Annotated in this window: 14 protein-coding genes; 7 read left to right on the forward strand and 7 right to left on the reverse strand. The window is 59.2% G+C overall.

The genetic code is table 11. The features are described from left to right. Positions 1 to 86: 86 nt before the first annotated feature. A complete protein-coding gene (locus ACZ5FP_RS13005) occupies positions 87 to 830 on the forward strand; it encodes an alpha/beta hydrolase (protein WP_342588452.1) in 744 nt (247 codons plus the stop codon). Between the two features lie 117 nt (positions 831 to 947). Here ACZ5FP_RS13005 and ACZ5FP_RS13010 read toward each other — a convergent pair whose 3' ends face one another. Beyond that, positions 948 to 2,126, reverse strand: coding sequence for an anhydro-N-acetylmuramic acid kinase (locus ACZ5FP_RS13010; RefSeq protein ID WP_464660574.1), 1,179 nt, complete (start codon positions 2,124 to 2,126; stop codon positions 948 to 950). A 109-nt stretch (positions 2,127 to 2,235) separates the two neighbouring features. Here ACZ5FP_RS13010 and tyrS point away from each other — a divergent pair, with 109 nt between their 5' ends. After that, positions 2,236 to 3,489 (forward strand): tyrosine--tRNA ligase, encoded by a 1,254-nt coding sequence (gene tyrS / locus ACZ5FP_RS13015; protein WP_464660575.1) that lies wholly within the window; start codon positions 2,236 to 2,238, stop codon positions 3,487 to 3,489. Positions 3,490 to 3,654: 165 nt separating this feature from the next. Here the strand turns inward: tyrS and ACZ5FP_RS13020 are convergent, their stop codons facing one another. After that, positions 3,655 to 6,993 (reverse strand): RNA-binding protein, encoded by a 3,339-nt coding sequence (locus ACZ5FP_RS13020; RefSeq protein WP_464660576.1) that lies wholly within the window; start codon positions 6,991 to 6,993, stop codon positions 3,655 to 3,657. A 208-nt stretch (positions 6,994 to 7,201) separates the two neighbouring features. Here ACZ5FP_RS13020 and bcp point away from each other — a divergent pair, with 208 nt between their 5' ends. The 3 genes from bcp to ACZ5FP_RS13035 all read left to right on the forward strand — a co-directional run bounded on the left by bcp (position 7,202) and on the right by ACZ5FP_RS13035 (position 9,475). Then, positions 7,202 to 7,669, forward strand: a complete 468-nt coding sequence (gene bcp / locus ACZ5FP_RS13025; protein ID WP_288191625.1) for a thioredoxin-dependent thiol peroxidase — start codon at positions 7,202 to 7,204, stop codon at positions 7,667 to 7,669. 106 nt (positions 7,670 to 7,775) lie between these two features. Beyond that, positions 7,776 to 9,068 carry a M23 family metallopeptidase gene (locus tag ACZ5FP_RS13030; protein WP_464660577.1) on the forward strand — a complete coding sequence of 431 codons (1,293 nt, stop codon included), beginning with the start codon at positions 7,776 to 7,778 and terminating at the stop codon, positions 9,066 to 9,068. An 83-nt stretch (positions 9,069 to 9,151) separates the two neighbouring features. Further along, positions 9,152 to 9,475 carry a pyrophosphatase gene (locus tag ACZ5FP_RS13035; RefSeq protein WP_464663261.1) on the forward strand — a complete coding sequence of 108 codons (324 nt, stop codon included), beginning with the start codon at positions 9,152 to 9,154 and terminating at the stop codon, positions 9,473 to 9,475. On the opposite strand, the gene ACZ5FP_RS13040 is transcribed toward ACZ5FP_RS13035, so the two are convergent. The 5 genes from ACZ5FP_RS13040 to ACZ5FP_RS13060 form a co-directional block, all read right to left on the reverse strand. Next, positions 9,442 to 10,008 (reverse strand): GNAT family N-acetyltransferase, encoded by a 567-nt coding sequence (locus tag ACZ5FP_RS13040; protein WP_464660578.1) that lies wholly within the window; start codon positions 10,006 to 10,008, stop codon positions 9,442 to 9,444. The two genes, ACZ5FP_RS13035 and ACZ5FP_RS13040, sit on opposite strands and share 34 nt — an antisense overlap. Before the next feature lie 163 nt (positions 10,009 to 10,171). Then, on the reverse strand, positions 10,172 to 10,615 hold the full coding sequence (locus ACZ5FP_RS13045) for a hypothetical protein (protein WP_223613214.1): 444 nt from the start codon (positions 10,613 to 10,615) through the stop codon (positions 10,172 to 10,174). Positions 10,616 to 10,860: 245 nt separating this feature from the next. Next, a protein-coding gene (gene prfB, locus ACZ5FP_RS13050; protein WP_288191627.1) for a peptide chain release factor 2 occupies positions 10,861 to 11,989 on the reverse strand; the annotation gives its coding sequence in 2 pieces (ribosomal slippage) (positions 10,861 to 11,919 and positions 11,921 to 11,989; 1,128 coding nt in all). A gap of 113 nt (positions 11,990 to 12,102) precedes the next feature. After that, positions 12,103 to 14,562, reverse strand: a complete 2,460-nt coding sequence (locus tag ACZ5FP_RS13055; RefSeq protein WP_464660580.1) for a penicillin-binding protein 1A — start codon at positions 14,560 to 14,562, stop codon at positions 12,103 to 12,105. A 289-nt stretch (positions 14,563 to 14,851) separates the two neighbouring features. Continuing rightward, on the reverse strand, positions 14,852 to 16,120 hold the full coding sequence (locus ACZ5FP_RS13060; RefSeq protein WP_464660582.1) for an N-acetylmuramoyl-L-alanine amidase: 1,269 nt from the start codon (positions 16,118 to 16,120) through the stop codon (positions 14,852 to 14,854). Between the two features lie 767 nt (positions 16,121 to 16,887). Between ACZ5FP_RS13060 and ACZ5FP_RS13065 the strand changes: the two genes are divergently transcribed. Beyond that, positions 16,888 to 19,815 (forward strand): Rne/Rng family ribonuclease, encoded by a 2,928-nt coding sequence (locus tag ACZ5FP_RS13065; RefSeq protein WP_464660583.1) that lies wholly within the window; start codon positions 16,888 to 16,890, stop codon positions 19,813 to 19,815. Between the two features lie 185 nt (positions 19,816 to 20,000). Continuing rightward, positions 20,001 to 21,395: a M48 family metalloprotease gene (locus ACZ5FP_RS13070; RefSeq protein ID WP_403177643.1), complete on the forward strand. Its 1,395-nt coding sequence runs from the start codon at positions 20,001 to 20,003 to the stop codon at positions 21,393 to 21,395. Positions 21,396 to 21,399: the final 4 nt, after the last annotated feature.

Raw genomic sequence — 21,399 nt, forward strand, 5'->3', positions numbered from 1 at the left:
TTCTTGAAATTCAACCTCGGACCGGCCTATGAAGCCGCTTCGAGACAAAATCCTACACCAGTTTTGAACGGTTCTAAACTGGTTTTATGGGTGCTGTTGATCGCCGTCAAGTCCGGCTGATCGACAGACGCCCTGTGGCGAAGAGTGGAGTACACATGCCTGAAGTAATTTTCAATGGACCTGCGGGGCGTCTTGAGGGCCGTTATCAGCCTTCGATGGAAAAAAATGCACCGATAGCGATTGTCCTGCACCCGCATCCGCAGTTTGGCGGCACCATGAACAACAAGATCGTCTACGATCTGTTCTACATGTTCCAGCAGCGCGGCTTCACGACATTGCGGTTCAACTTCCGTGGCATTGGCCGCAGCCAGGGCGAATTCGACCATGGCTCGGGTGAATTGTCCGACGCGGCCGGCGCGCTTGACTGGGTGCAGTCGCTGCATCCGGATTCCAAGACGTGCTGGGTCGCCGGCTATTCCTTCGGCGCGTGGATCGGCATGCAGCTCCTGATGCGCCGTCCGGAAATCGAAGGGTTCATCTCGGTCGCGCCACAGCCGAACACCTATGATTTCTCGTTCCTCGCACCCTGCCCCTCATCCGGCCTGATCATTCACGGCGATCAGGACAAGGTTGCACCGGCCAAGGATGTGCAGGGACTGGTCGACAAGCTGAAGACCCAGAAGGGCATCACCATCACGCAGAAGACGATGGTCGGCGCCAATCACTTCTTCACGGGGATGACCGACGAGGTCATCGGCGAATGCTCCGAATATCTCGACCGCCGCCTGAACGGCGAGCTGGTCGAAGCCAAGCCGAAACGTCTGCGTTAAAAAACGCGCTGCACCGGAATTGTGCGTGGTTCGACAAGCTCACCATGAGGAGAGGCATGGTCTGCAACGATAGTCTCAGAGGTTGCAGAAATGGCTTTCTGCAACCCTCCATATCCCTCATGGTGAGCTTGTCGAACCACACACAATGTTCCTGCCAGCCTCCTGCGGGTTAGGCTTCACCACCACCCCGCCGGAAACCGCCACATCGCAACCCGTCGTGGTCGGAAATGTCAGCGGCAGGCCATCGAGGGCCCGCACGGCGAGATAGGCCCAGGCCTCCGCCTCCATCGAATCGCCGTTCAGGCCCAATTCCTCGGCAGCAATCACAACAGCACCCGATTTGGCCGCGCCCTCGACAAGATCAGCCATGACAGTCGCATTCTTGCGCCCGCCGCCGCAGATCACCCAGAGCGCCGGTTGTTCCGGCGCATAGGCGCCGGCTTGGAGAATGGCATCGGCCGTCACCCTGGCGAGCGTGCGGGCGCCATCGGCCAGTTCCGGATTGCCAAGGTCCTCAAGCGTGAAATCATTGCGGTCGAGCGATTTCGGCGGCTTCAGCGCGAAAAACGGCTTTGCCATGTAGCGCGCCACGGCGCCGGCCAGCACCTGGCCCTCGCTGGCAATCATACCGCCCGCATCATAGGCGATTCCCGCTCTGTCGGCGACCCACTGGTCGATCAGCGTGTTGCCGGGCCCGGTATCGAAGGCAATCGGATCTCCTGTCACCGAAACGATCGTGACATTGGAAATACCGCCAATATTGACGAAGACGACCGGCTTGCCCCTGCCAAGCTCGACCGGAACCCTCGCTGCGAGTGCCTGATGATAGACCGGCACCAGCGGTGCCCCTTGCCCGCCATGCACCATATCGTTGGCGCGCATGTCATGGACAACAGGAATGCCTGTCATATCGGCCAGCAACCGCCCGTCACCCAACTGGACGGTCAGCTGTTCCTGCGTGCGATGCAGAACGGTCTGACCATGAAAACCAATAATATCAATGGTATCGGTGCTTAACTTATAATCCGAGAGGAAGCCGAGCACCGCCTCGCCGTGCCGCCGCGTCAGTTCCCGTTCGATGGCGGCGAGAGCGCCGGGGCGCTGATCGCGCTTGCGGATGGATTTGGCATCCTCGAGCCCTGCCTCGATCTGCCGCCGGAATGCCGGGTCATAGCCGACAAAGCCCGAAGGTCCGCGCTGCACCGCGTTTCTGCCGTCGGTTTCGATGAGCGCGATGTCGATTCCATCCATGGATGTTCCGCTCATCAGGCCAATTGCCCGCCTTGTCGCTGTCACGTCACACCCTTTCTTGTGATTCGGCCCCGAATGATGTTAAACGGCCACGTCTTGTTCGGCACGTTCTTCATGCTGGACGCTTCCCTACGTAAAGTTTCAGGAAAAACTCATGTCTGCCTTCAAATCCGACTTTCTGCACACGCTTTCCACGCGCGGCTTCATCCATCAGGTCTCCGACGAGGCCGGTCTGGATGCGCTTTTCGCCAAGGAGACAGTGACAGCCTATGTCGGCTATGATGCGACGGCGACGAGCCTGCACATCGGCAACCTCATTTCCGCGACCATGCTGTACTGGCTGCAGGAAACCGGCCACCGGCCGATTGCGCTGATGGGCGGCGGCACCTCGATGGTGGGCGACCCCTCTTTCCGCGACGAACAGCGCAAGCTGCTGACACCCGAGGCGATCAACACGAACATCGAAGGCATCAAGCGGATTTTCGCCCGCATCCTGCGCTTTGGCGACGGCCCGACCGATGCTTTCCTCGTCAACAATGCCGATTGGCTGATGGGACTGGGCTATGTCGAGTTCCTGCGCGAGGTCGGCCGCCACTTCTCCGTCAACCGCATGCTGTCATTTGACAGCGTCAAGCTGCGGCTGGACCGGGAGCAGTCCCTCTCCTTCCTCGAATTCAACTACATGATCATGCAGGGCTATGATTTCGTCGAGCTCAACCGCCGCCATGGCTGCGTTCTGCAGATGGGTGGTTCGGACCAGTGGGGCAACATCATCAATGGCGTCGATCTCGGTCACCGCATGGGGACGCCGCAGCTCTACGCACTGACGACGCCGCTTTTGACCACCAGCTCCGGCGCCAAGATGGGCAAATCGGCCACCGGCGCGGTCTGGCTCAACGAGGATGTCTTCAGCCCCTATGATTTCTGGCAGTACTGGCGCAACACGGAAGATGCCGATGTCGGCCGCTTCCTGAAAATCTTCACGCGCCTGCCGCTCGATGAAATTGCCCGGCTGGAAGCGCTTGGCGGTTCGGAAATCAACGAGGCGAAGAAAATCCTCGCGACCGAAGCCACCGCCATCGTTCATGGCCGCGAAGCCGCCGCCATGGCCGCAGAAACCGCGCGCACGACCTTCGAGGAAGGCGCACTTGCTGCCAACCTGCCATCCATCGACATCGCGACGAGCGAGCTTGAGGGCGGCATCGGCATCCTGACGCTGCTGGTCAAGGCCGGCCTGGCCGGTTCGAATGGCGAGGCCCGCCGTCACATTCAGGGCGGTGCGGTCCGGGTGAACGACGCCAGCGTGTCCGACGAAAAGGCGCAGGTTTCGACCGCTGACGTGACAGGCGACGGCATCGTCAAGCTGTCGCTGGGCAAGAAGAAGCACATTCTCGTTCGTCCGGTCTAAGACCGGACTGACAGTGCGGTTGTGCGTGGTTCGACAAGCTCACCATGAGGAATGGAGTGGGCTGCAGGGAGCACTATTCTGCAGCGTTTGCGATTGACCTGCACCAAACCACTTCCCTCATGGTGAGCTTGTCGAACCACGCACAATGGTTTTGCTTAGCACTTCTCACTGAAACTCGAAAATCGACCGGAAAATACCCGGTGCGATCACCGAAATCGGATTGACGATGATCTGCGGCTGCTTGATCGGCCCCTGCAGCTTGTAGGTGATGCCGATCAGGCCGCGATCCCGTCCATTGCCAAGCAGAAGGCCGAGGACGGGCAATTCGCCAAAGATGCGGTTGATGCCATAGGCGGGCATAAAGGTGCCCGTCAGTGCCATGTTGCCCTGGGGATCGCTGAGCACGCCCTGGAAGGTGGTGCCGATGGTCGAACCGCGGACCACGCCATTGGCAAGATTGATGTAGTTCTTGCCCTTCTCGATTTGCGAAAAGCCGCGCTCGAAGGTCACCACCGACACATCGATGTTCTTTTTCACCGCATCGTTGAGGCTCGTGCCATTCGGCGACGATGACACGAGACTGGCCAGCCTGGGCTCATTGACGAGGGTGAAGTCGCGTGCATCGATCTGCCCGCGCAAGGGGCCATCCCCCTTCGAATCCAGTGCGACAAGAATACTGCCGCCCTGCATCTTGTCATAAAAGCCGGTGAAACGAAGTACGGCACCCGCATCCTTCGACTGCAGGCTGACGGAACGGGCACCGCTTTCCGAACTGTCCGTTGCGATCACCTTCTGGCCGGATTTGGTCACGGCGTTGAAGGCAAGGCCCGAGACATGCGAACCGACGCCCTCATAGGACAGCGAGACATTGCCGAAACTTTCGGAATAGAAGCCCTGAACATCGTCGATATCGGCATTGACCAGAATGCGCTTCTTGTCATTGCTGTCGCCCGCCTGCTTCTTGTCGGTCACCTGGTTGAGCAGCGACCGTGCATCGAAGGATTTCCCCTTCACGTCGGCCCGGTAGCCATAGCCGGTGCGCGATATTTTGACGGCGATGTCATCGGTCCGGTTGAGACTGACCTGGCTGAAATCCGCGGATACCAGATCGCCCTTGACCACGGAGATGTCCCCGCGCAGCCGGAACGTCTCTCCCGCGATATCGAGATTGCGGATGCTGATATTGTCCGCATCCTGCTGCAGGCCGAATTTGGCGGTGGCCTTCACCCCTGCGCCCTTGGTCCAGCCGAGTTGCGCCAGCTTGACCTCGGCCTTGGACAAATCCGCAACAGCGACCTGCGAGCCATCCGCCGACTTGTCGATGTTGATGCTGATCGGGCCGGATATGAACGGATCGAGACTTGGGAACAGCGTGTTGCGCGTCTTGTCGTCCAGCTGCAGGGAAACCGATTGTTTGCGCTTGGCCGGATTGCTGCCGAGCGGCTCGAACATGGTGATATCGGCCGGCACGCCATTCAGCTGCGCTTTGACATCGATATTCGCTTCGGTGTCGTTGACGTTCAGCGTCCCGTTGGCATTGGTTATGGTCTGGCCATCGACCTTTTTGGCAAGGTTCACGCCGTTCAGGGCGATCTCCGCCGACCATTGCAGGCTTCCCTCCGGCGCATGACGAGTGACCGGAAATGTCACGAGCACATGGGTTTTCACATCGCCGCTGATATCAGCCGGTGCAAAGGGCACGCCTTTCACCGCATTGATCGGTTTGAAACCGGCGATTTCAGCGATGGCCGAGGCGTCGCCGGCAATGTTCAGATCAAGCTCCGACAGCACCGGACGCTGCGGGCCCCACGGGATGATCAGCGTGCCGTCCACAATATGCGCTTCCCGGTTGCCGGGCGTAAACGCCGAGCCCTTCAGCAGCTTGATCGTGGTATAGGCGCCGCGCACGCTGATTGCACCATCCGCATCGCGAATGGGCGGCAGATCGCCGACAATATCGAAACGCGTGTTCTGCACGTTGAAATCGACCTGCACTTCGTCCGCCGTCAGCGGCGGCGGTTTGCCCGGACCGTCGAAACGGCCGGCGGCAAACATCACATCCACCCGGCTGTCCCTGACATCGCCACCGAACAGATTGTCGAGCACCCAGCGGCGCGCGCCGGTCGCCACCCAGATCGGCCAGAGCTGCTTCACCTGTGCGGTGGGCATTTTCGGTATGCGCAGCGCCAATGTCATGGCTGGCGAACCCTTGCCGAACACCACACTGCCCTGCCCGTAAAGTTCGCTTTCGCCATCGGCGCGCACGGCAATCTCGGAAATGTCCAGCTTGGCCTCCCCAGGCGCAAACCGGCCGGCAATGCGGGCATTGAAGGCGAGCGGCGGCTCGCTCGAATCCGCTGGAGCGGAAACGGCTTCCTGCGTGATCAGTTCGAAACGATAGCCGGGATTGGCAACGGCAGCGACAGCCGTCGCGTCCTCCGGCAGCGGTTCGGGTCCGACCGCCCCCTCGACAACTCCTTTGAAGCCGCCGAAATGGATGGCTGACGGCGTAATCTCGACCTTTTCAGTACCGAAAACATGCTCGAAATTGATCTGGGCACCGGCACCCATATCCTCCACATTGCCGATGCTCACCGGTCCTTCGCTCACATTGAGCGAACCGGAAATCCGCATGGGTATGGTGTCCGCTCCCGCAATGCCGTCCAGCCGGATTTCAGCTTCATTGTTATAGGCGAGATAGGATGTATCCGGCTTTATGCCATCGGCATCGGGAACAGGTGCTTCGCCCTGTTTGCCGATCAGCGGAATCCTGCTGATCGCCAAAGAGAATGAATCGATCCTGGCGCCAAGGGCCGCGCGCTTGACCTGTGCCGCAACGTCGATGACCTTTCCCCGCCATTCCACCGTGCCCTTGATGGCAACGGGGCCGCCGGTTTCCGTCAATTCCAGACGGATGATGCGCAGGTTTTCCGGCCGGCCCGCAACGGTGAAATCAAAGCGTGTATCGGCAACCGTGATGTCACGGGTTTCCCGCTGATCCAGCAGCGAAACGGCATTTTGCAATCCGGTGAAAATGAGTTGGGACACACCGTCGAGGTTGACGAGGCCGCGATCATCCTGCGGCAGGATCGACATGAAATCGAACGGCTCCTGGCTGGCACCAACCGTGATCTGCGCGCCGGTGAGTTCGAGGCTCTGCACCTTCACATCGCCCTGCAGCAGCGGCAGGGTGGCCAGACCAATGCGCACGGAACGGATATTCTTGATCTCCACCCCGCGCTTGACGTCCGAAATATTGACGTTGCGCGCCTCAAGCGCAACGTGCTTGCGCTGGTCGAGGGAAATTTGCGCCGACTGGATCGTCGCGTCGGTATCGGGACCGACAACGGATTTGAGCGCGGTCTGGGCACGCTGGGTCAGGGCCTCGCCGCCGATACCCACCCGCAGGACGACAAAAGCTATTCCGGCCAGAACCACAAGGAGAATCAGGAATGACGCAAGTGCCCCGCAGGCGAAACGAAACCGCGAGCGGCGCGCGGGCATGGCCACGGGCACCTCGCCTTGCTCGACCGCAGAGGGGTAATGATGAAATTTTAGAAAGTCCCGCTTTGTAAAACGGACTCTTTTCGGTTTCTCTGTCAAATTCCCAAGCCAATTGAGGAATCATGTGGGAAACCGTAGACGATTCCCGTGCCTCTCTTATAGTTGCCTAACTGAGACGCGCATTCAATGATGAAAGAAAGGCTTTCCTATGACAACGCTCGATATCGGCAGTTCTGCCCCGGATTTCACCCTTCCCCGCGATGGCGGCGGAACGCTTTCCCTGGCTGAATTGCGCGGGAAACCTGTCGTTCTCTATTTCTATCCCAAGGACGATACGAGCGGCTGCACCCAGGAAGCCATCGAGTTTTCCGGGCTGAAGCCGGAATTCGACAAGCTTGGAGCCAAGGTCATCGGCATGTCGCCCGATCCGACGAAGAAGCACGACAAGTTCAAGACGAAGTACGATCTCAAGGTGGATCTGGTCGCCGATGAGCAGAAGACCATTCTGGAAGCCTATGGCGTGTGGGCCGAAAAAAGCATGTATGGCCGCAAATATATGGGCGTTGAACGCACCACCTTCCTGATCGATTCGAACGGCAGGATCGCAAAAATATGGAACAAGGTGAAGGTTCCCAATCACGCGGCCGAAGTTCTCGAAGCAACCAGGGCTCTCTAGACCGAACTCAACCGCTTTCTACCTGAAATTGATGGAAAATCGGCGCTCCGTCAGGATTTGTTAACCATAACGGGGTGTAATGCCTTCTATAAATTGAAGCTGCAAAATGACGAGCGAAGCGGCCATGAAGAAGGCAAAACACTCCCCCATCTTCAGCAACCAGCAGGAACCCCACACGATCATCATCGCGCGGGGCGAAACGATCCGTCATTTCACCCTGCGCCCCTGGGCCGCCATTCTTGGCGGCACACTGGCCTTTGCGCTGGCGGGCACCTACCTCATTGCCACCTCCTATCTGGTTTTCCGCGATGACCTGATCAATGGCAGCGTCGCGCGTCAGGCGCGGCTGCAGCAGGCCTATGAAGACCGCATCGCCAGCCTGCGCACCCAGCTCGATCAGGTCACCAGCCGCCAGCTGCTCGACCAGCAGGCGATGGAAGGCAAGGTCGCCGAACTCATCCAGCGACAGAAATCCCTTACGGAACGCCATGCCAAGCTTGCCCCCATGCTGCAGCGGGCAGAACATGCCGGCGCTGCCATTCCGCCCGAGGCGGACAGCAATGCGCCGATGGACAGCAACGGCCAGGATATCGTCAAATCGAATGATGATGACGCATTCTATGGCATCGATCCGATCATCACCGGTCCGACCAGCGTGACCCGCAAACCGGCACCGCGCGATGACAAGCCGCGCAAGAGTGTCGACAAGGCCGAACTGCTGCTGAAATCGGTCAATACATCGCTGACGGATATCGAGACCAAACAGATCGCCCAGATGCAGGCGCTGTCCAATACGGCCTACGAGAATGCCGACAAGATCATGGAAGCGCTTGCCGCAACCGGGGTGAAACCCGTTCTCGATGAAAAGTCGGATACGGGCGGCCCGTTCATTCCCGCCGGCAGCATTGCCCCGTTTGACGCCAAGCTGAACGATCTCGATCAGGCACTCGAACGGCTGGAAGGCGCCAAGGCCCTTGCCAAATCCATCCCGATCTCCAATCCGGTCCCCGGCATGCCGGTTTCCAGCACGTTCGGCGTGCGCAAGGACCCGATCATCGGCTCGATGGCGTTTCACTCCGGCATCGATTTTCGCGCCATGAGCGGCTCGTCGGTGCGCGCCACAGCCAACGGCACGGTCACCGAAGCGGGCTACAATGGCGGCTACGGCAATATGGTGGAGGTCGACCACGGCAACGGCCTCTCCACCCGCTACGGCCATATGAGCCAGATTCTCGTCACCCCCGGCCAAAAAATCAAGATCGGCGACGTCGTCGGCAAGGTCGGCAGCACCGGGCGCTCGACCGGCCCGCATCTCCATTACGAGGTGCGCCGGAACGGCAGCGCCGTCAATCCTGCGGGTTTCCTGACCATCGGCCGCGAGGTCGCCGCGGAACTTTAAAATCGCCTGCTTTGAGTTTTCAAAATTGACATGGAAAAGCATCGAACATATCGTGAACGCATACGTCTACGATGAGGAAAATGATGCTTCGATCACTGGCAGCGCAATTTGAAAGAGCGTCCGCAAGCTATGCGGAGTTGAATGGCATCAAGAGAGACCGCGACTGGTTCGTTCTCAAGATGCACGAGGAAATCGGCGAACTGACCCAGGTCTGGAACAGGCTCCACGGACGTGCGCGACACAAGGGCCGATCAGAAGCAGAACTCCGGCAGGACCTTGCCGATGAAGCTGCTGATCTGTTCGGCCATATCATCCTCTTTACCGATCAGAACGGGCTCGACCTGCACGCCGCAATCAAACGAAAATGGCAGTTTTATCCTTGGGACAAAGCAGACGGCAGGGATTGAGCCAAGCCGCCCGGATGTTTGTCGCCAAGCTTCTTCCACAGCGTTTCGCGCTTGCTCATGTCCAGAAACGTGGCATGGCGCGAAAGGATCGCGGCTAATCCATCCCCGATCCGGTCGTCTGGCATGGATATAAAACCAGCCTTGCGAAACCACGGACCATTCCAGCGGGGCGATTGAAACGTCGTGAGCGCGATTCCGGAAAGGTTCAGTTCCATTGCTCGGCTGTGAACCGCCGCCAAGAGCCCTGCTCCCACGCCTCTGCCGGAGGCCGCAGGCTCGACCATGATGTTGGCAATGTACATCATTCCATCGAGCGGCTGCATCAACACATACCCGCAAGCTTTGCCAGTGGCTTCAGCGACCACGGTCTCCCCGCTTAGAAAGCGTTCCGGCGCTATCGGCGGCGCCTGCACGACGGCTGCAAAACCGTCGAGTTGTGCATAGCGCGAGCGGGCGACCCGCTCGATGGCCCGCAGCGTTTCAACTTCATCGTATCGGAAGGCGCGCAGATGTACGTTGTCAAAAGTGATCACGAAGGCTGTCCCGGCTTGTTCACCCGGTTCCTACCAAAGGTCCGTGACAGTTTCATCGTTGCTATCCGGTAGCTATGAGCAACCTGACTGTCGCCACCTCTCGTATTCACGCCCAGAAAGTACAAAACCCGCAGATAGCGGGTTTTGTACTGCAAAGTTTGCCCTACAACTTACCTTGCTTTTTCAGAACATCATTGGCGTCAAATGCGCCACGTGCACCTGCTTCTTTCGCTCGAAACATAACGACGGTAACCCCAACATTTGCCGTTGGCGCATAGACTGGTGTTGCAAATCCCTGTCTCGTGTAGGTGCCATAGGCGGTGTTGCCGTACAGATTTGCGTTGGCGGTGCCCGAACCCCAAGTCTGTATTCCGGCTAGTCTTTCACCTTGTGACGTTGAAGCTTGTTCCAAGCGGAAATGGGTATACCCCCGTCTTAAGGTCGCTTCAGCGGCCTTCTTCATGGTTATGGCGGGAGCACTGCCTACAAACAGCAGTCCGCTTGCCTGCGTGTCAAGCCGCACCATATTCTGTGCCAATGGCATTTCGCTCGTTGTCGCACATGCGGTGACAAACAACGACATAAGACCGACAGCAATCCGTTTCATATTTCCCCCAAGTAATACAGTCCACCCCGGACGCGGCGAAGCTATATAGAGAGATACTCAACAGCAATATCCAAATTATTGTAATTAAAACTCAAATCGAAATTATACAAATATTTTCAAAACCTGAAGAAAGATTTCGAAACAAATAACCTGAACAAAATATCGGGAAAAATTGGTTGGCCCATAAAAAATCCCCGGCAGGACGTCTCCAGCCGGGGATTTTTGTTCAGACAATACGCCTGGATTTAAGCGATATCCTGCACTTCCACATCGCTGCCGTGCACGCGGTGCGCGAGAGCCGCTTCCATGAACATGTCGACATCGCCGTCGAGCACATCCTGCGGGCTGGTGCTTTCGACGCCGGTGCGCAAATCCTTGACCAGCTGATAGGGCTGCAGGACGTAGGAGCGGATCTGGTGGCCCCAGCCGATATCCGTCTTGGACGCGGAGATGGCATCGGCCGCCTGCTCGCGCTTTTCCAGTTCCGCTTCGTAGAGCCGCGCGCGCAGCATCGACCATGCCGTGGCACGGTTCTTGTGCTGCGAGCGTTCCGCCTGGCACTGCACGACGATACCGGTTGCGATATGCGTGATACGCACGGCCGAGTCCGTCGTGTTGACGTGCTGACCGCCGGCACCAGACGCGCGATAGGTATCGATGCGCACATCCGATTCCGTCACCGCGATCTCGATATTGTCATCGACGACGGGATAGACCCAGATGCTGGAGAAGGATGTATGGCGCCGCGCATTGGAATCATACGGCGAGATGCGCACCAGCCGGTGCACGCCCGATTCGGTCTTCATCAGACCATAGGCATTGTGGCCCTTGATCAGGATGGTGGCCGACTTGATGCCCGCCTCTTCGCCGTCGTGGATTTCGAGCAGCTCGACCTTCATGCCCTTGCGGTCGGCCCAGCGCGTGTACATGCGCAGCAGCATCGATGCCCAGTCCTGGCTTTCCGTGCCGCCTGCCCCTGAATGCACTTCGACATAGGTGTCATTGGCATCGGCTTCGCCCGACAGCAGCGTATCGATCTGGCGGCGGTCCACTTCCACCTTGATGGCGCGAATGGCTTCTTCCGCCTCGGTGACGATGGACTTGTCGCCCTCTTCGTCACCCATGGCGATCAGCTCGATATTGTCTTCGAGCGACTGGCTGAGCGTGCGGATGGAGTTGATGCCGTCTTCCAGCTGCTGGCGCTCGCGCATGAGCTTCTGGGCTTCCTGCGCATCATTCCACAGCGCTGGATCTTCGGCAAGCTGGTTCAGATAGCCAAGGCGTTTGATTGACGTATCCCAGTCAAAGATGCCTCCTCAGCAGGCTTATGGCCTGCTTGATCTCGTCGACCAGCGTCTCGATTTCAGCGCGCATTGGCTGTCCGTTCCTTCTGCTTTTGCATTGTTTTCGAATTGCGGCGGACCATATTCACTGGTCCGCGCGATGTAAAGTCTTCAGACTTTACGAAAGTTCACCGGCTCGATCGGTCAGAAAAGTCCGCCGCCGCCGCCCTGAATGACCCTGTTGACGTTCGGAGACTGCACCTCCATGGGCGCTCCTTCCGAGAAGGAATTCGCGCCAATGACGGAATAGCTGTCCGCAGGGCCCGTGCCCGGCTTGAAGGCTTCCATGATCACATTCGGCTGGCCTTCGGTGGCGCGCATGCCGGTCTTGCGGTCAATCGCCACAACGGTCATGCCTTCCGGCACACGGAAGTCAACCGAACGCTGGCCCTTCATGGCAGCATCCATGAAATCCTTGAAGACCGGGGTCGCAAGGCCGCCGCCGGTGCCGCCATGGCCCATGGGCGTCGGCGTGTCGTAGCCGAGATAGAGGCCGACAACGAGGTCCGGCGTGAAGCCGATGAACCAGGCGTCCTTCTCGTCGTTCGTCGTACCGGTCTTGCCGGCGATCGGACGGTTGAGGCTCTTCAGGATGGTTGCCGTACCGCGCTGGATGACGCCTTCCATCATCGACGTGATCTGATAGGCGGTCATCGGGTCAAGCACCTGATCGCGGTCGTCGACCAGCTCCGGCTCCGGCTGGTTCTTCCAGTCCTCGGCAGAGCAGTTGTCGCATTTGCGCTCATCGTGCTTGAAGATGGTCTTGCCGTAACGGTCCTGCACGCGGTCGATGATCGATGGCGTGATCTTGCGTCCGCCATTGGCGATGATCGAATAGCCCGTCACCATGCGCATCACGGTGGTTTCGCCCGACCCGAGCGCCATGGCCAGAACCGGCAGCATCTTGTCATAGATGCCGAACCGTTCGGCATATTCGGCAACGAGCTTCATGCCCATGTCCTGCGCCAGACGCACCGTCATCAGGTTGCGCGACTGCTCGATGCCGTAGCGCAGGGTGGACGGGCCGGCAAACTTGCCGCCATAATTCTTCGGTGCCCAAATGCCGAGACTGCCGCCCTGGTCGATCGAGATCGGACCGTCCAGCACCACCGATGCCGGGGTGTAGCCATTGTCCAGCGCGGCCGAATAGACGAACGGCTTGAAGGAGGAACCCGGCTGGCGCATGGCCTGCGTGGCGCGGTTGAATTCCGATTCGGCGAAGGAGAAGCCGCCGACCATCGCGAGCACACGGCCGGTATGCGGGTCCATGGCAACCATTGCACCTTCGATTCCCGGCACCTGGTGCAGATCGAAGGCCGTATCACTGCCTTCCTTCTTCTGCACGAACACCACATCACCGGGTTTGAACACGCCCTCCAGTGATTTCACCGATGTGCGCCTGCCATCCTTGTAGAGATTCATGGCCCATTTGATATCGGCAGCGGCAATCGTGCCCTTCTTGCGCGCGGTAACCAGACTGTTGGCATCGTTGCGCTCGGGCTGCAGGCCAATGACCGCCTGGGTCGGCGTTACCTCGAGAATGACCGCGAGCTGCCAGTCCGGAACATCGGAAAACGGCTTGATCTCGGCCAGAGGAATACCCCAGTCGCCGATGGTGGAAATCGTCTTGTACGGACCGCGGTAGCCCTTGGCTTCGTCATACTTGAACAGCCCGTGCTGCAGGGCGGCGCGGGCCTGCACCTGCATCTTGGGGTCAAGTGTGGTGCGCACGGACAACCCGCCCTCATAGAGCGCGTTTTCACCATACTTGCCGATGATCTGACGGCGGACTTCTTCCGTGAAATATTCGGACGCGAACAGGTAGTTGCCGGTATGACGCGGGGTCACGCCGAGCGGTTCGGTCTTGGCCGTCTTGGCTTCGTCCGTTGTGATGTAGCCGTTCTCGGCCATGCGGTCGATCACCCAGTTGCGGCGCTCCAGCGCCCGCTCCGTCTGGCGGAACGGATGATAATTGGACGGTCCCTTGGGCAGCGCAGCCAGATAGGCCGCCTCGGCGATGGTAAGCTCATTGACCGACTTGTTGTAATAGGTCAGTGCCGCACCGGCGATACCGTAGGAATTGAGACCGAAGAAAATTTCGTTGAGGTAAAGTTCGAGAATGCGGTCCTTCGAATAGGCCTGCTCGATGCGGAAGGACAGGATGGCTTCCTTCACCTTGCGGCCCATCGTCTGGTCGGACGACAGGAGGAAGTTCTTTGCCACCTGCTGGGTAATGGTGGATGCACCAACCGGGCGGCGCGAGCCCCAATTCTGCACGTTGACGATAACGGCGCGGGCAAGGCCGCTGATGTCGATACCCGGATGCTGATAGAAATTCTTGTCTTCCGCCGACACGAATGCGGCCTTCACCCGGTCCGGAATGGCCTGGATCGGCAGATAGAGGCGGCGCTGCCGGGCGAATTCAGCCATCAGCGCTCCATCGGACGCGTGAATGCGCGTCATGACAGGCGGCTCGTATTTGGCCAGAACTTCATAATCGGGCAGGTCTTTGGAGACTTTGACCACATAGAGCGCTGCACCGCCCGCGGCCAGCAGCGCGACGACGGTACCGATTCCGAAAAAATATCCGATCAAGCGTATCATTTGTATCCGGAACCCGTTTCATCCATTTGGCATATCGATAATCGATGCACGATCTTGGTCAATGCAAATCGCACTCCGGGAAGCAGGTTCCCGGTACTCCAACCGGAATACACAACGCCCGGCAAATTCAGTGACGCAATTGAGCGACAAATGTGACAAAGGCAAGGACAACCCGGTTCTGCGCACAATTTAAATACCAATTGTGGAGTTTCGGCAACGCACAGACAAGTATATTAGGCTCCGCGAACTGTCTGATGGTCAATCGTTGCATAAACGCTGTCGGAAACTGTCAATTCGATGCGCCTGCTGTCTTTTTTCCTGAAAATTCGCCAACGGCTGCAGCAAGCCGTTCCGCCACATGGGTCCGCCATGCCGGGTCGAGCATCAGTTTTGCGTCTTCGTCATTGGACAAATAGCCGATTTCAACCAGCACGGACGGCACATCGGGTGCCCGCAACACCTGGAACCCGGCGAAACGGTGCGGATTGTTGATCATGTTCACATCGCCCTTGAGCGCCCGCACCACACCCTTGGCGAAACTGAGCGAGAACGTATGCGTCTCGCGCCGGGTCAGATCCATGAGAATATCGGCAATTTCCGGCGTCTCATTGTCAAAGGCAACACCGGCAACCGCATCGGCCTTGTTTTCGCGGTCGGCCATGGCGCGCGATGCGGCATCGGACGCCTTGTCTGAAACCGTATAGACCGTCGCGCCGCGAATGTTGCGCTGGTTGATCGTATCGGCGTGCACCGAGATGAACAGATCAGCCTCATATTGCCGGGCGATGCGCACGCGTTCCGGCAGGCGCAGGAATTCGTCGCTGTCACGCGTCATCTCGATCCGCAGGCCGGGAATCTTGCTCAGCTGATCGCGCAGCTCGCGTGCGAACATCAGGGTGACATCTTTTTCCATGATGCCGCCGGTGCTTTCCGCGCCGCTGTCTATGCCGCCATGCCCCGCATCCACGACAACGGTGAACGGCTTGGGCGCCTTGTCGACTTCCACGGGCGCAGCACTGGCAACGCGGTCGCCCTTGGGGCCAACCTGCGTGGATGCGGTGGGTGCATTCTGGTTTTTGAGGACATCGGCGAACTGCCGGTCCGACGAGGCGACAAGATCGGCAACAAGGCGATAGCCCGGACTGTTGTCATTCTTGAGCACATCGACGCGTTCGACGCTGAACGGGCCCTTCATGGTAAAGATGAGCCGCGAACGGGCATCGCTGATCATCCCGTAACGCACATTGTCGATCAGTCCGCGCGGCTCCAGCGATTTCTTGTCAAAGGCAAAGACGGCTTTCGGCAGATCGATCACCAGGCGATGCGGCTCGCCCAGCAGCAGCGTCGACACTTCTGGCTCATGGTCGAAATTGATCACGACGCGGGTGCGCAGTTCGTCGCCAGCCGCCTGGTAGGTCAGCGCCGCCAGTTCATCGGCCGCAACCGCGCCCTGGCCGGATTGCGCGACAGCAACCGAGACCAGAAAGACTGTTACCAAAAACCGGCAGATCACATTCATGTCATTGCAGATGGACGCCGGCGCGTGCCGGGCAATCATCCCCTCTGGTGCTATTTCGTATCAGACGGAGCCACATTATATGTGAATGATAGGTAACTCGTCGTGGTTAATTTAATCTTATTAACCGCCTATCCCCGTTATCCCGCTGTTATCGTGACCGCCACTTCTGTGCCATAGCGATGACACGATTATGAAGAAGGCCTTGTCATAACGCGACACACCTCCTAAAAGCAAAGGTGGGTTACTTTCCGCCATCCGGAATCATGCTCGCTATGTCACGGCAATTGGCCGGCTGACACTGAAGGCAGAGACACGGAGTGGCAGAAGCGAAGCATCGCTGTGGTAACCGGAAAAGAATTTGGCGTGAGCAGACAGGGAATGTCGGCTGCGCTTTGTGTGAACGGCAGATGGCGCAGACAAGGCGCGTCGAGCCAGCCCTTTCGAGGGTGTTACCGCATAACCCCAAAGATCATTTTCGATTTTTGGATAAGGATTATGCGCAATCTTAGTTGTTACTGCGCCTCTGTGCGTCCGAAAAGACGCACGGCGCAGTAACGGGTCGGCAATGCTTCAGAGCATGCCATTCGTAGAGGTCGTTTCGTCAGGAACAGAAATGTTTGACACAGGCGTGACTATTACCGGCTTGAAAGCCGCGGGTGCTGAAAAGCAACACCGCGTGATGCCGTGTCTGTCTGTTTCTGCGAACCTTAATATATCCGGCAAATGTGAAACCGCGGCTCCGGCACCCCTTTGGGCGTCCCGGTTGTCCCGCGTTTTGAGCGTTTCAGCCGGGGAGAAGAATCATAATGTCGGACAAAATGCTAATCGACGCCTCCCACCAGGAGGAAACGCGCGTTGTCGTGGTTCGCGGCAACCGGATTGAAGAATTTGACTTTGAGTCGGAACACAAGAAACAGATCAAAGGCAATATCTATCTCGCGCGTGTCACACGTGTAGAACCATCGCTTCAGGCAGCTTTCGTTGAATATGGCGGCAATCGCCATGGCTTTCTCGCGTTCAGCGAAATCCATCCTGACTACTATCAGATTCCGATGGCGGATCGTCAGGCCCTGATCGACGCGGAAGCCGAGGCAGCCAGCCAGGACGAAGACCACGAGGAAGCCGCCGGCGAGCAGCGCACCCGCGATCGCAACGATCGCGGACAGCGCAATCGCCGCCGCAGCCGTCGCGGCACGCGCCAGGGCGACGAATCGGTCAAGCTCGATTCGGCGGATGACGAGAACGCTGCCGCCGATGAAGCTGGCGACAGCCACGAATCATCGGAGCAGGCTGCATCGGATGAAAACCCCTCTTCCGAAAACAATGGCGGGCAGACACTTGCTGCCGCCATCGACGCCGATGTCATTTCGGAAGCCGTTGTCGTTGACACCAACGATGCGGCCGACGCTGCCACGGATGCCGCTGAAAGGGCTGACGACGGCGACCACCAGCCGCGCCGGTCGAAGCGCCGGTCGCAGGACGACAAGGAAGAGCCGCATGACGAGCTCGACGAAGTCGATTCCATCGGTGCCGAAGATGCCATGGAAGAAGTTCCGACGCATCAGCGCTTCCAGCGCCGCCAGTACAACATCCAGGACGTGATCAAGCGCCGGCAGATCCTGCTGGTTCAGGTTGTCAAGGAAGAGCGCGGCAACAAGGGCGCGGCCCTGACCACGTATCTCTCGCTCGCCGGCCGTTATTCCGTCCTGATGCCGAACACCGCGCGCGGCGGCGGCATTTCGCGCAAGATCACCAGCATCCAGGACCGCAAGCGCCTGAAGGATATCGTCAAGGACCTCGAAGTGCCCAAGGGCATGGGTGTGATCCTGCGCACGGCCGGTGCGATGCGCACCAAGCCGGAAGTGAAGCGCGACTACGAATATCTGATGCGCCTGTGGGAAAATGTCCGCAGCCTCACCCTCGCCTCCAGCGCGCCGACCCTCGTCTATGAGGAAGGCAGCCTGATCAAGCGCTCCATCCGCGATCTCTACAACAAGGACATCACGGAAGTGCTCGTCGCCGGTGAAAACGGTTACCGCGAGGCCAAGGACTTCATGCGCATGCTCATGCCGAGCCATGCCAAGGTGGTGCAGCCCTATCGCGAATTGACGCCGATCTTTGCGCGCAACGGCATCGAAGCGCAGCTCGACCGCATGCTGCAGCCGCAGGTGACGTTGAAATCCGGTGGTTACATCATCATCAACCAGACGGAAGCTCTGGTGGCGATCGACGTCAACTCCGGACGGTCGACACGCGAACATTCGATTGAAGATACGGCCTTGCAGACGAATCTTGAAGCGGCAGATGAAGTCGCGCGCCAGTTGCGGTTGCGCGATCTTGCCGGTCTGATCGTCATCGACTTCATCGATATGGAAGAAAACCGCAACAACCGTGCGGTGGAAAAGCGCCTGAAGGATTGCCTGAAGGACGATCGCGCCCGCATTCAGGTCGGCCGCATTTCCCACTTCGGCCTGCTTGAAATGTCGCGCCAGCGCATCCGCGCCAGCGTGCTGGAAAGCACCACGCAGATCTGCTCGCATTGCGGCGGCACCGGCCATGTGCGCTCCGCCTCCTCCATCGCACTGCATGTCATGCGTTCGATCGAGGAATATCTGCTGCGTCATTCGCAGAACAACATCATCGTTCGCACCACGGTTGCAACGGCGCTCTATGTGCTCAACCACAAGCGTCAGAACCTTGCCGATCTGGAAGCGCGTTTTGGCCTGACGATCAGCATCGAGGCCGACGAGAGCGTGGGTGCGCAGCATTTCGCCATCGACAAGGGTTCCATTGCGCTTGGCCCGATTGTTCCGCTGACGGAAACGCCGGCCCTTGGCATTGTCGACGACTTCGACGAGACCGATCCGGTGATCGAGGAGATCGACGAAGACGCCGACAGCGAAGCCCAGCCCGGTGAAACCGCCCGCACGGGCGATCAGGACGAATCATCCCGCAAACGCCGGCGCAAGCGGCGGCGGCGCGGCGGTCGTGACCGCCAGGAAGCGGCAGCCGGCGAGCCCGGCCAGGCCGTGCGCGGTGACACCGATGGTGATGATGCGGATGTTCCGGCCGTCGAAGGCGAGGATGCAGCAGCAACCAAAGCCCGCGAGGAAGAGAACGAACGCCGCAAGAAGCGCCGGCGCGGCCGTCGCGGCGGACGCAAGAACCGTCGTCCGGAAGATGGCGATGATCAGGAGATCGCTGCCAGATCCGTGCCCGATGCGGAACCGGTCTTCGTGACCATCCCTCTGCCGGATTTCAGCAAGCCAGCGGCCGTTGAAACCAAGGCGACTGCGGTTGAAGAGACGGTTGTCGTTGCAGACACCGTGGTTGAAGCGGAACCGGCGATTGCCGAAGACGCACCGGCCAAGAAGCCTTCCCGCCGCAAGCCGCGCGCCAAGGCGGGAGCCGAGCCGGTCGCAGAAGCCACAGCCGAGACTGCGCCCGTTGAAGCCGAAGCCGAGGCTCCAGCCAAGCCGAAACGCGCACCGCGCAAGACCGCCAAGAAGGCGGTTGCCGAGGAAACGGTTGCCGAGCCTGCACCGGCAGTCGAGGCGGAGGCGCCAGCTGCCGCTCCGGCGGAAATCCAGCCCGAGCCCGCTGCCCCCGCAAAGGCGGAACCGGCAAAGGTGGAAAACAGCACGCCAGTCGTCACGTCCACCTCTCCCAAGGACAAGAAGGACGGCGAAGCGTCGCCGAAGCGCGGCTGGTGGCAGAAGAAGGGTTTCTTCTGAGAGCCAGAAACGCGTGGATAACTGAACTGGAGAACCGGCATCTTTGCCGGTTCTTCTTTATCAAGGCCCGCGCTATCCTTAAGCCGGGCCTCAGATTTGCCGGAATAATCCGCCATCTCACAAAAAAGAGAACACTGTTTGCTTCTCTTTCCTTCAAAGACCGACTTCGATACGAATAAGCCATGATGACAGTTCGACAGATCATTTCCCGTCAATCGTTGACTGCCATGGCGCGCAGCACGGTCGCGGCTCTCGTTGCGGGCGCTGTCAGCCTGGTCCAGACGAGCATTGCTGCGGCACAGTCCAATGTTCCCATCGTCCGCGATGCTGAAATCGAAGCGCTTGTAACCGACTACGCCACGCCGATCATCAACACGGCGGGTCTGGGCAAACGCGCCATTCGCATCGTTCTCGTCAACAACAGCAGTTTCAACGCGTTTGTGGATGGCCGGCGTATTTTCATCAACACCGGGGCGCTGCTGCAGGCCGAAACACCCAATGAGATCATCGGGGTGCTGGCCCATGAAACCGGGCACCTGGCGGGCGGGCACCAGTTCCAGTTGCGCGAGCAGATGGCGCACGCCAAGACCATGGCGGTTGTTGCCGGGCTGGTTGGCCTTGGTGCCGCCGTTGCAGGGGCCGCGACCAAGCAGGGCGGCATGGCGCAGGCCGGGACAGGCGTGGCCATGGGCGGCACGGAGATGGCGATGCGCAGCCTGCTCAGCTATCAGCGCACGGAAGAAATGGCAGCGGATCGCTCGGCAATCACCTATCTCGCCAATACCGGGCAATCGGCGAAGGGCATGCTGACGACATTCGAGCGTTTCTCCAATGCCCTGTCGCTCAGCGGCACGCGCACCGATCCCTACCGCATCAGCCATCCCATGCCGCGCGAGCGCATTGCCAATCTGGAAACGCTCGCCCGCGCCAGCCCCTATTTCGACAAGACGGACAGTCCTGCGCTGCAGCAGCGTCATGATCTGATGCGCGGCAAGATCGCCGCCTATACCGGCGGCGGCGCCAGCGTGCTGCAGAACTTCCGCAAGGACCCGAACAATATCGGCGCCCGCTATGGCAATGCCATCGCCACCTACCTCAACGGCTCGTCGCAGGAAGCACTCGGAAAGATCGATGCGCTCATCCGCGAGCAGCCGAAGAATCCCTATTTTCACGAAATGCGCGGCGAAATCCTCCTGAAGCAGAACAAGGTGATGGAGGCGGCGGCGGCCTACCAGAAGGCCAGCACGCTTGATCCGCGCAAATCGGGCCTGATCCGCATGGCCTATGGCCGCGCGCTGATGCTGAGCGGCACGCCCGCCAACCTGAAGGCTTCGATCAAGGAAATTCAGGCCGGGATCGACCGGGACCGCGAATTCCCCGACGGCTACGGCTATCTGGCGCAGGCCTATGGCCAGCTTGGCGACGGACCGCGTTCGGACCTCGCCGCAGCTGAGGAAAAATACTATTCCGGCAAGATCCAGGACGCACAGATCTTCGCCATACGGGCCCAGCGCGCCCTTGCAAAGGGATCGCCAGACTGGGTTCGCGCCCAGGACATCATCAATTCCAAGCGCAATTGAGCAT

It is taken from the genome of Phyllobacterium sp. T2-21 (assembly GCF_055378485.1).

Excerpts from the sequence above, each read along its gene's own strand:
- ACZ5FP_RS13005 (WP_342588452.1), top strand. The coding sequence starts at position 87 with ATGGGTGCTGTTGATCGCCGTCAAGTCCGGCTGATCGACAGACGCCCT.
- tyrS (WP_464660575.1), top strand. The coding sequence starts at position 2,236 with ATGTCTGCCTTCAAATCCGACTTTCTGCACACGCTTTCCACGCGCGGC.
- ACZ5FP_RS13020 (WP_464660576.1), bottom strand. The coding sequence starts at position 6,993 with ATGCCCGCGCGCCGCTCGCGGTTTCGTTTCGCCTGCGGGGCACTTGCG.
- bcp (WP_288191625.1), top strand. The coding sequence starts at position 7,202 with ATGACAACGCTCGATATCGGCAGTTCTGCCCCGGATTTCACCCTTCCC.
- ACZ5FP_RS13030 (WP_464660577.1), top strand. The coding sequence starts at position 7,776 with ATGACGAGCGAAGCGGCCATGAAGAAGGCAAAACACTCCCCCATCTTC.
- ACZ5FP_RS13035 (WP_464663261.1), top strand. The coding sequence starts at position 9,152 with ATGCTTCGATCACTGGCAGCGCAATTTGAAAGAGCGTCCGCAAGCTAT.
- ACZ5FP_RS13045 (WP_223613214.1), bottom strand. The coding sequence starts at position 10,615 with ATGAAACGGATTGCTGTCGGTCTTATGTCGTTGTTTGTCACCGCATGT.
- ACZ5FP_RS13055 (WP_464660580.1), bottom strand. The coding sequence starts at position 14,562 with ATGATACGCTTGATCGGATATTTTTTCGGAATCGGTACCGTCGTCGCG.
- ACZ5FP_RS13060 (WP_464660582.1), bottom strand. The coding sequence starts at position 16,120 with ATGATTGCCCGGCACGCGCCGGCGTCCATCTGCAATGACATGAATGTG.
- ACZ5FP_RS13065 (WP_464660583.1), top strand. The coding sequence starts at position 16,888 with ATGTCGGACAAAATGCTAATCGACGCCTCCCACCAGGAGGAAACGCGC.
- ACZ5FP_RS13070 (WP_403177643.1), top strand. The coding sequence starts at position 20,001 with ATGACAGTTCGACAGATCATTTCCCGTCAATCGTTGACTGCCATGGCG.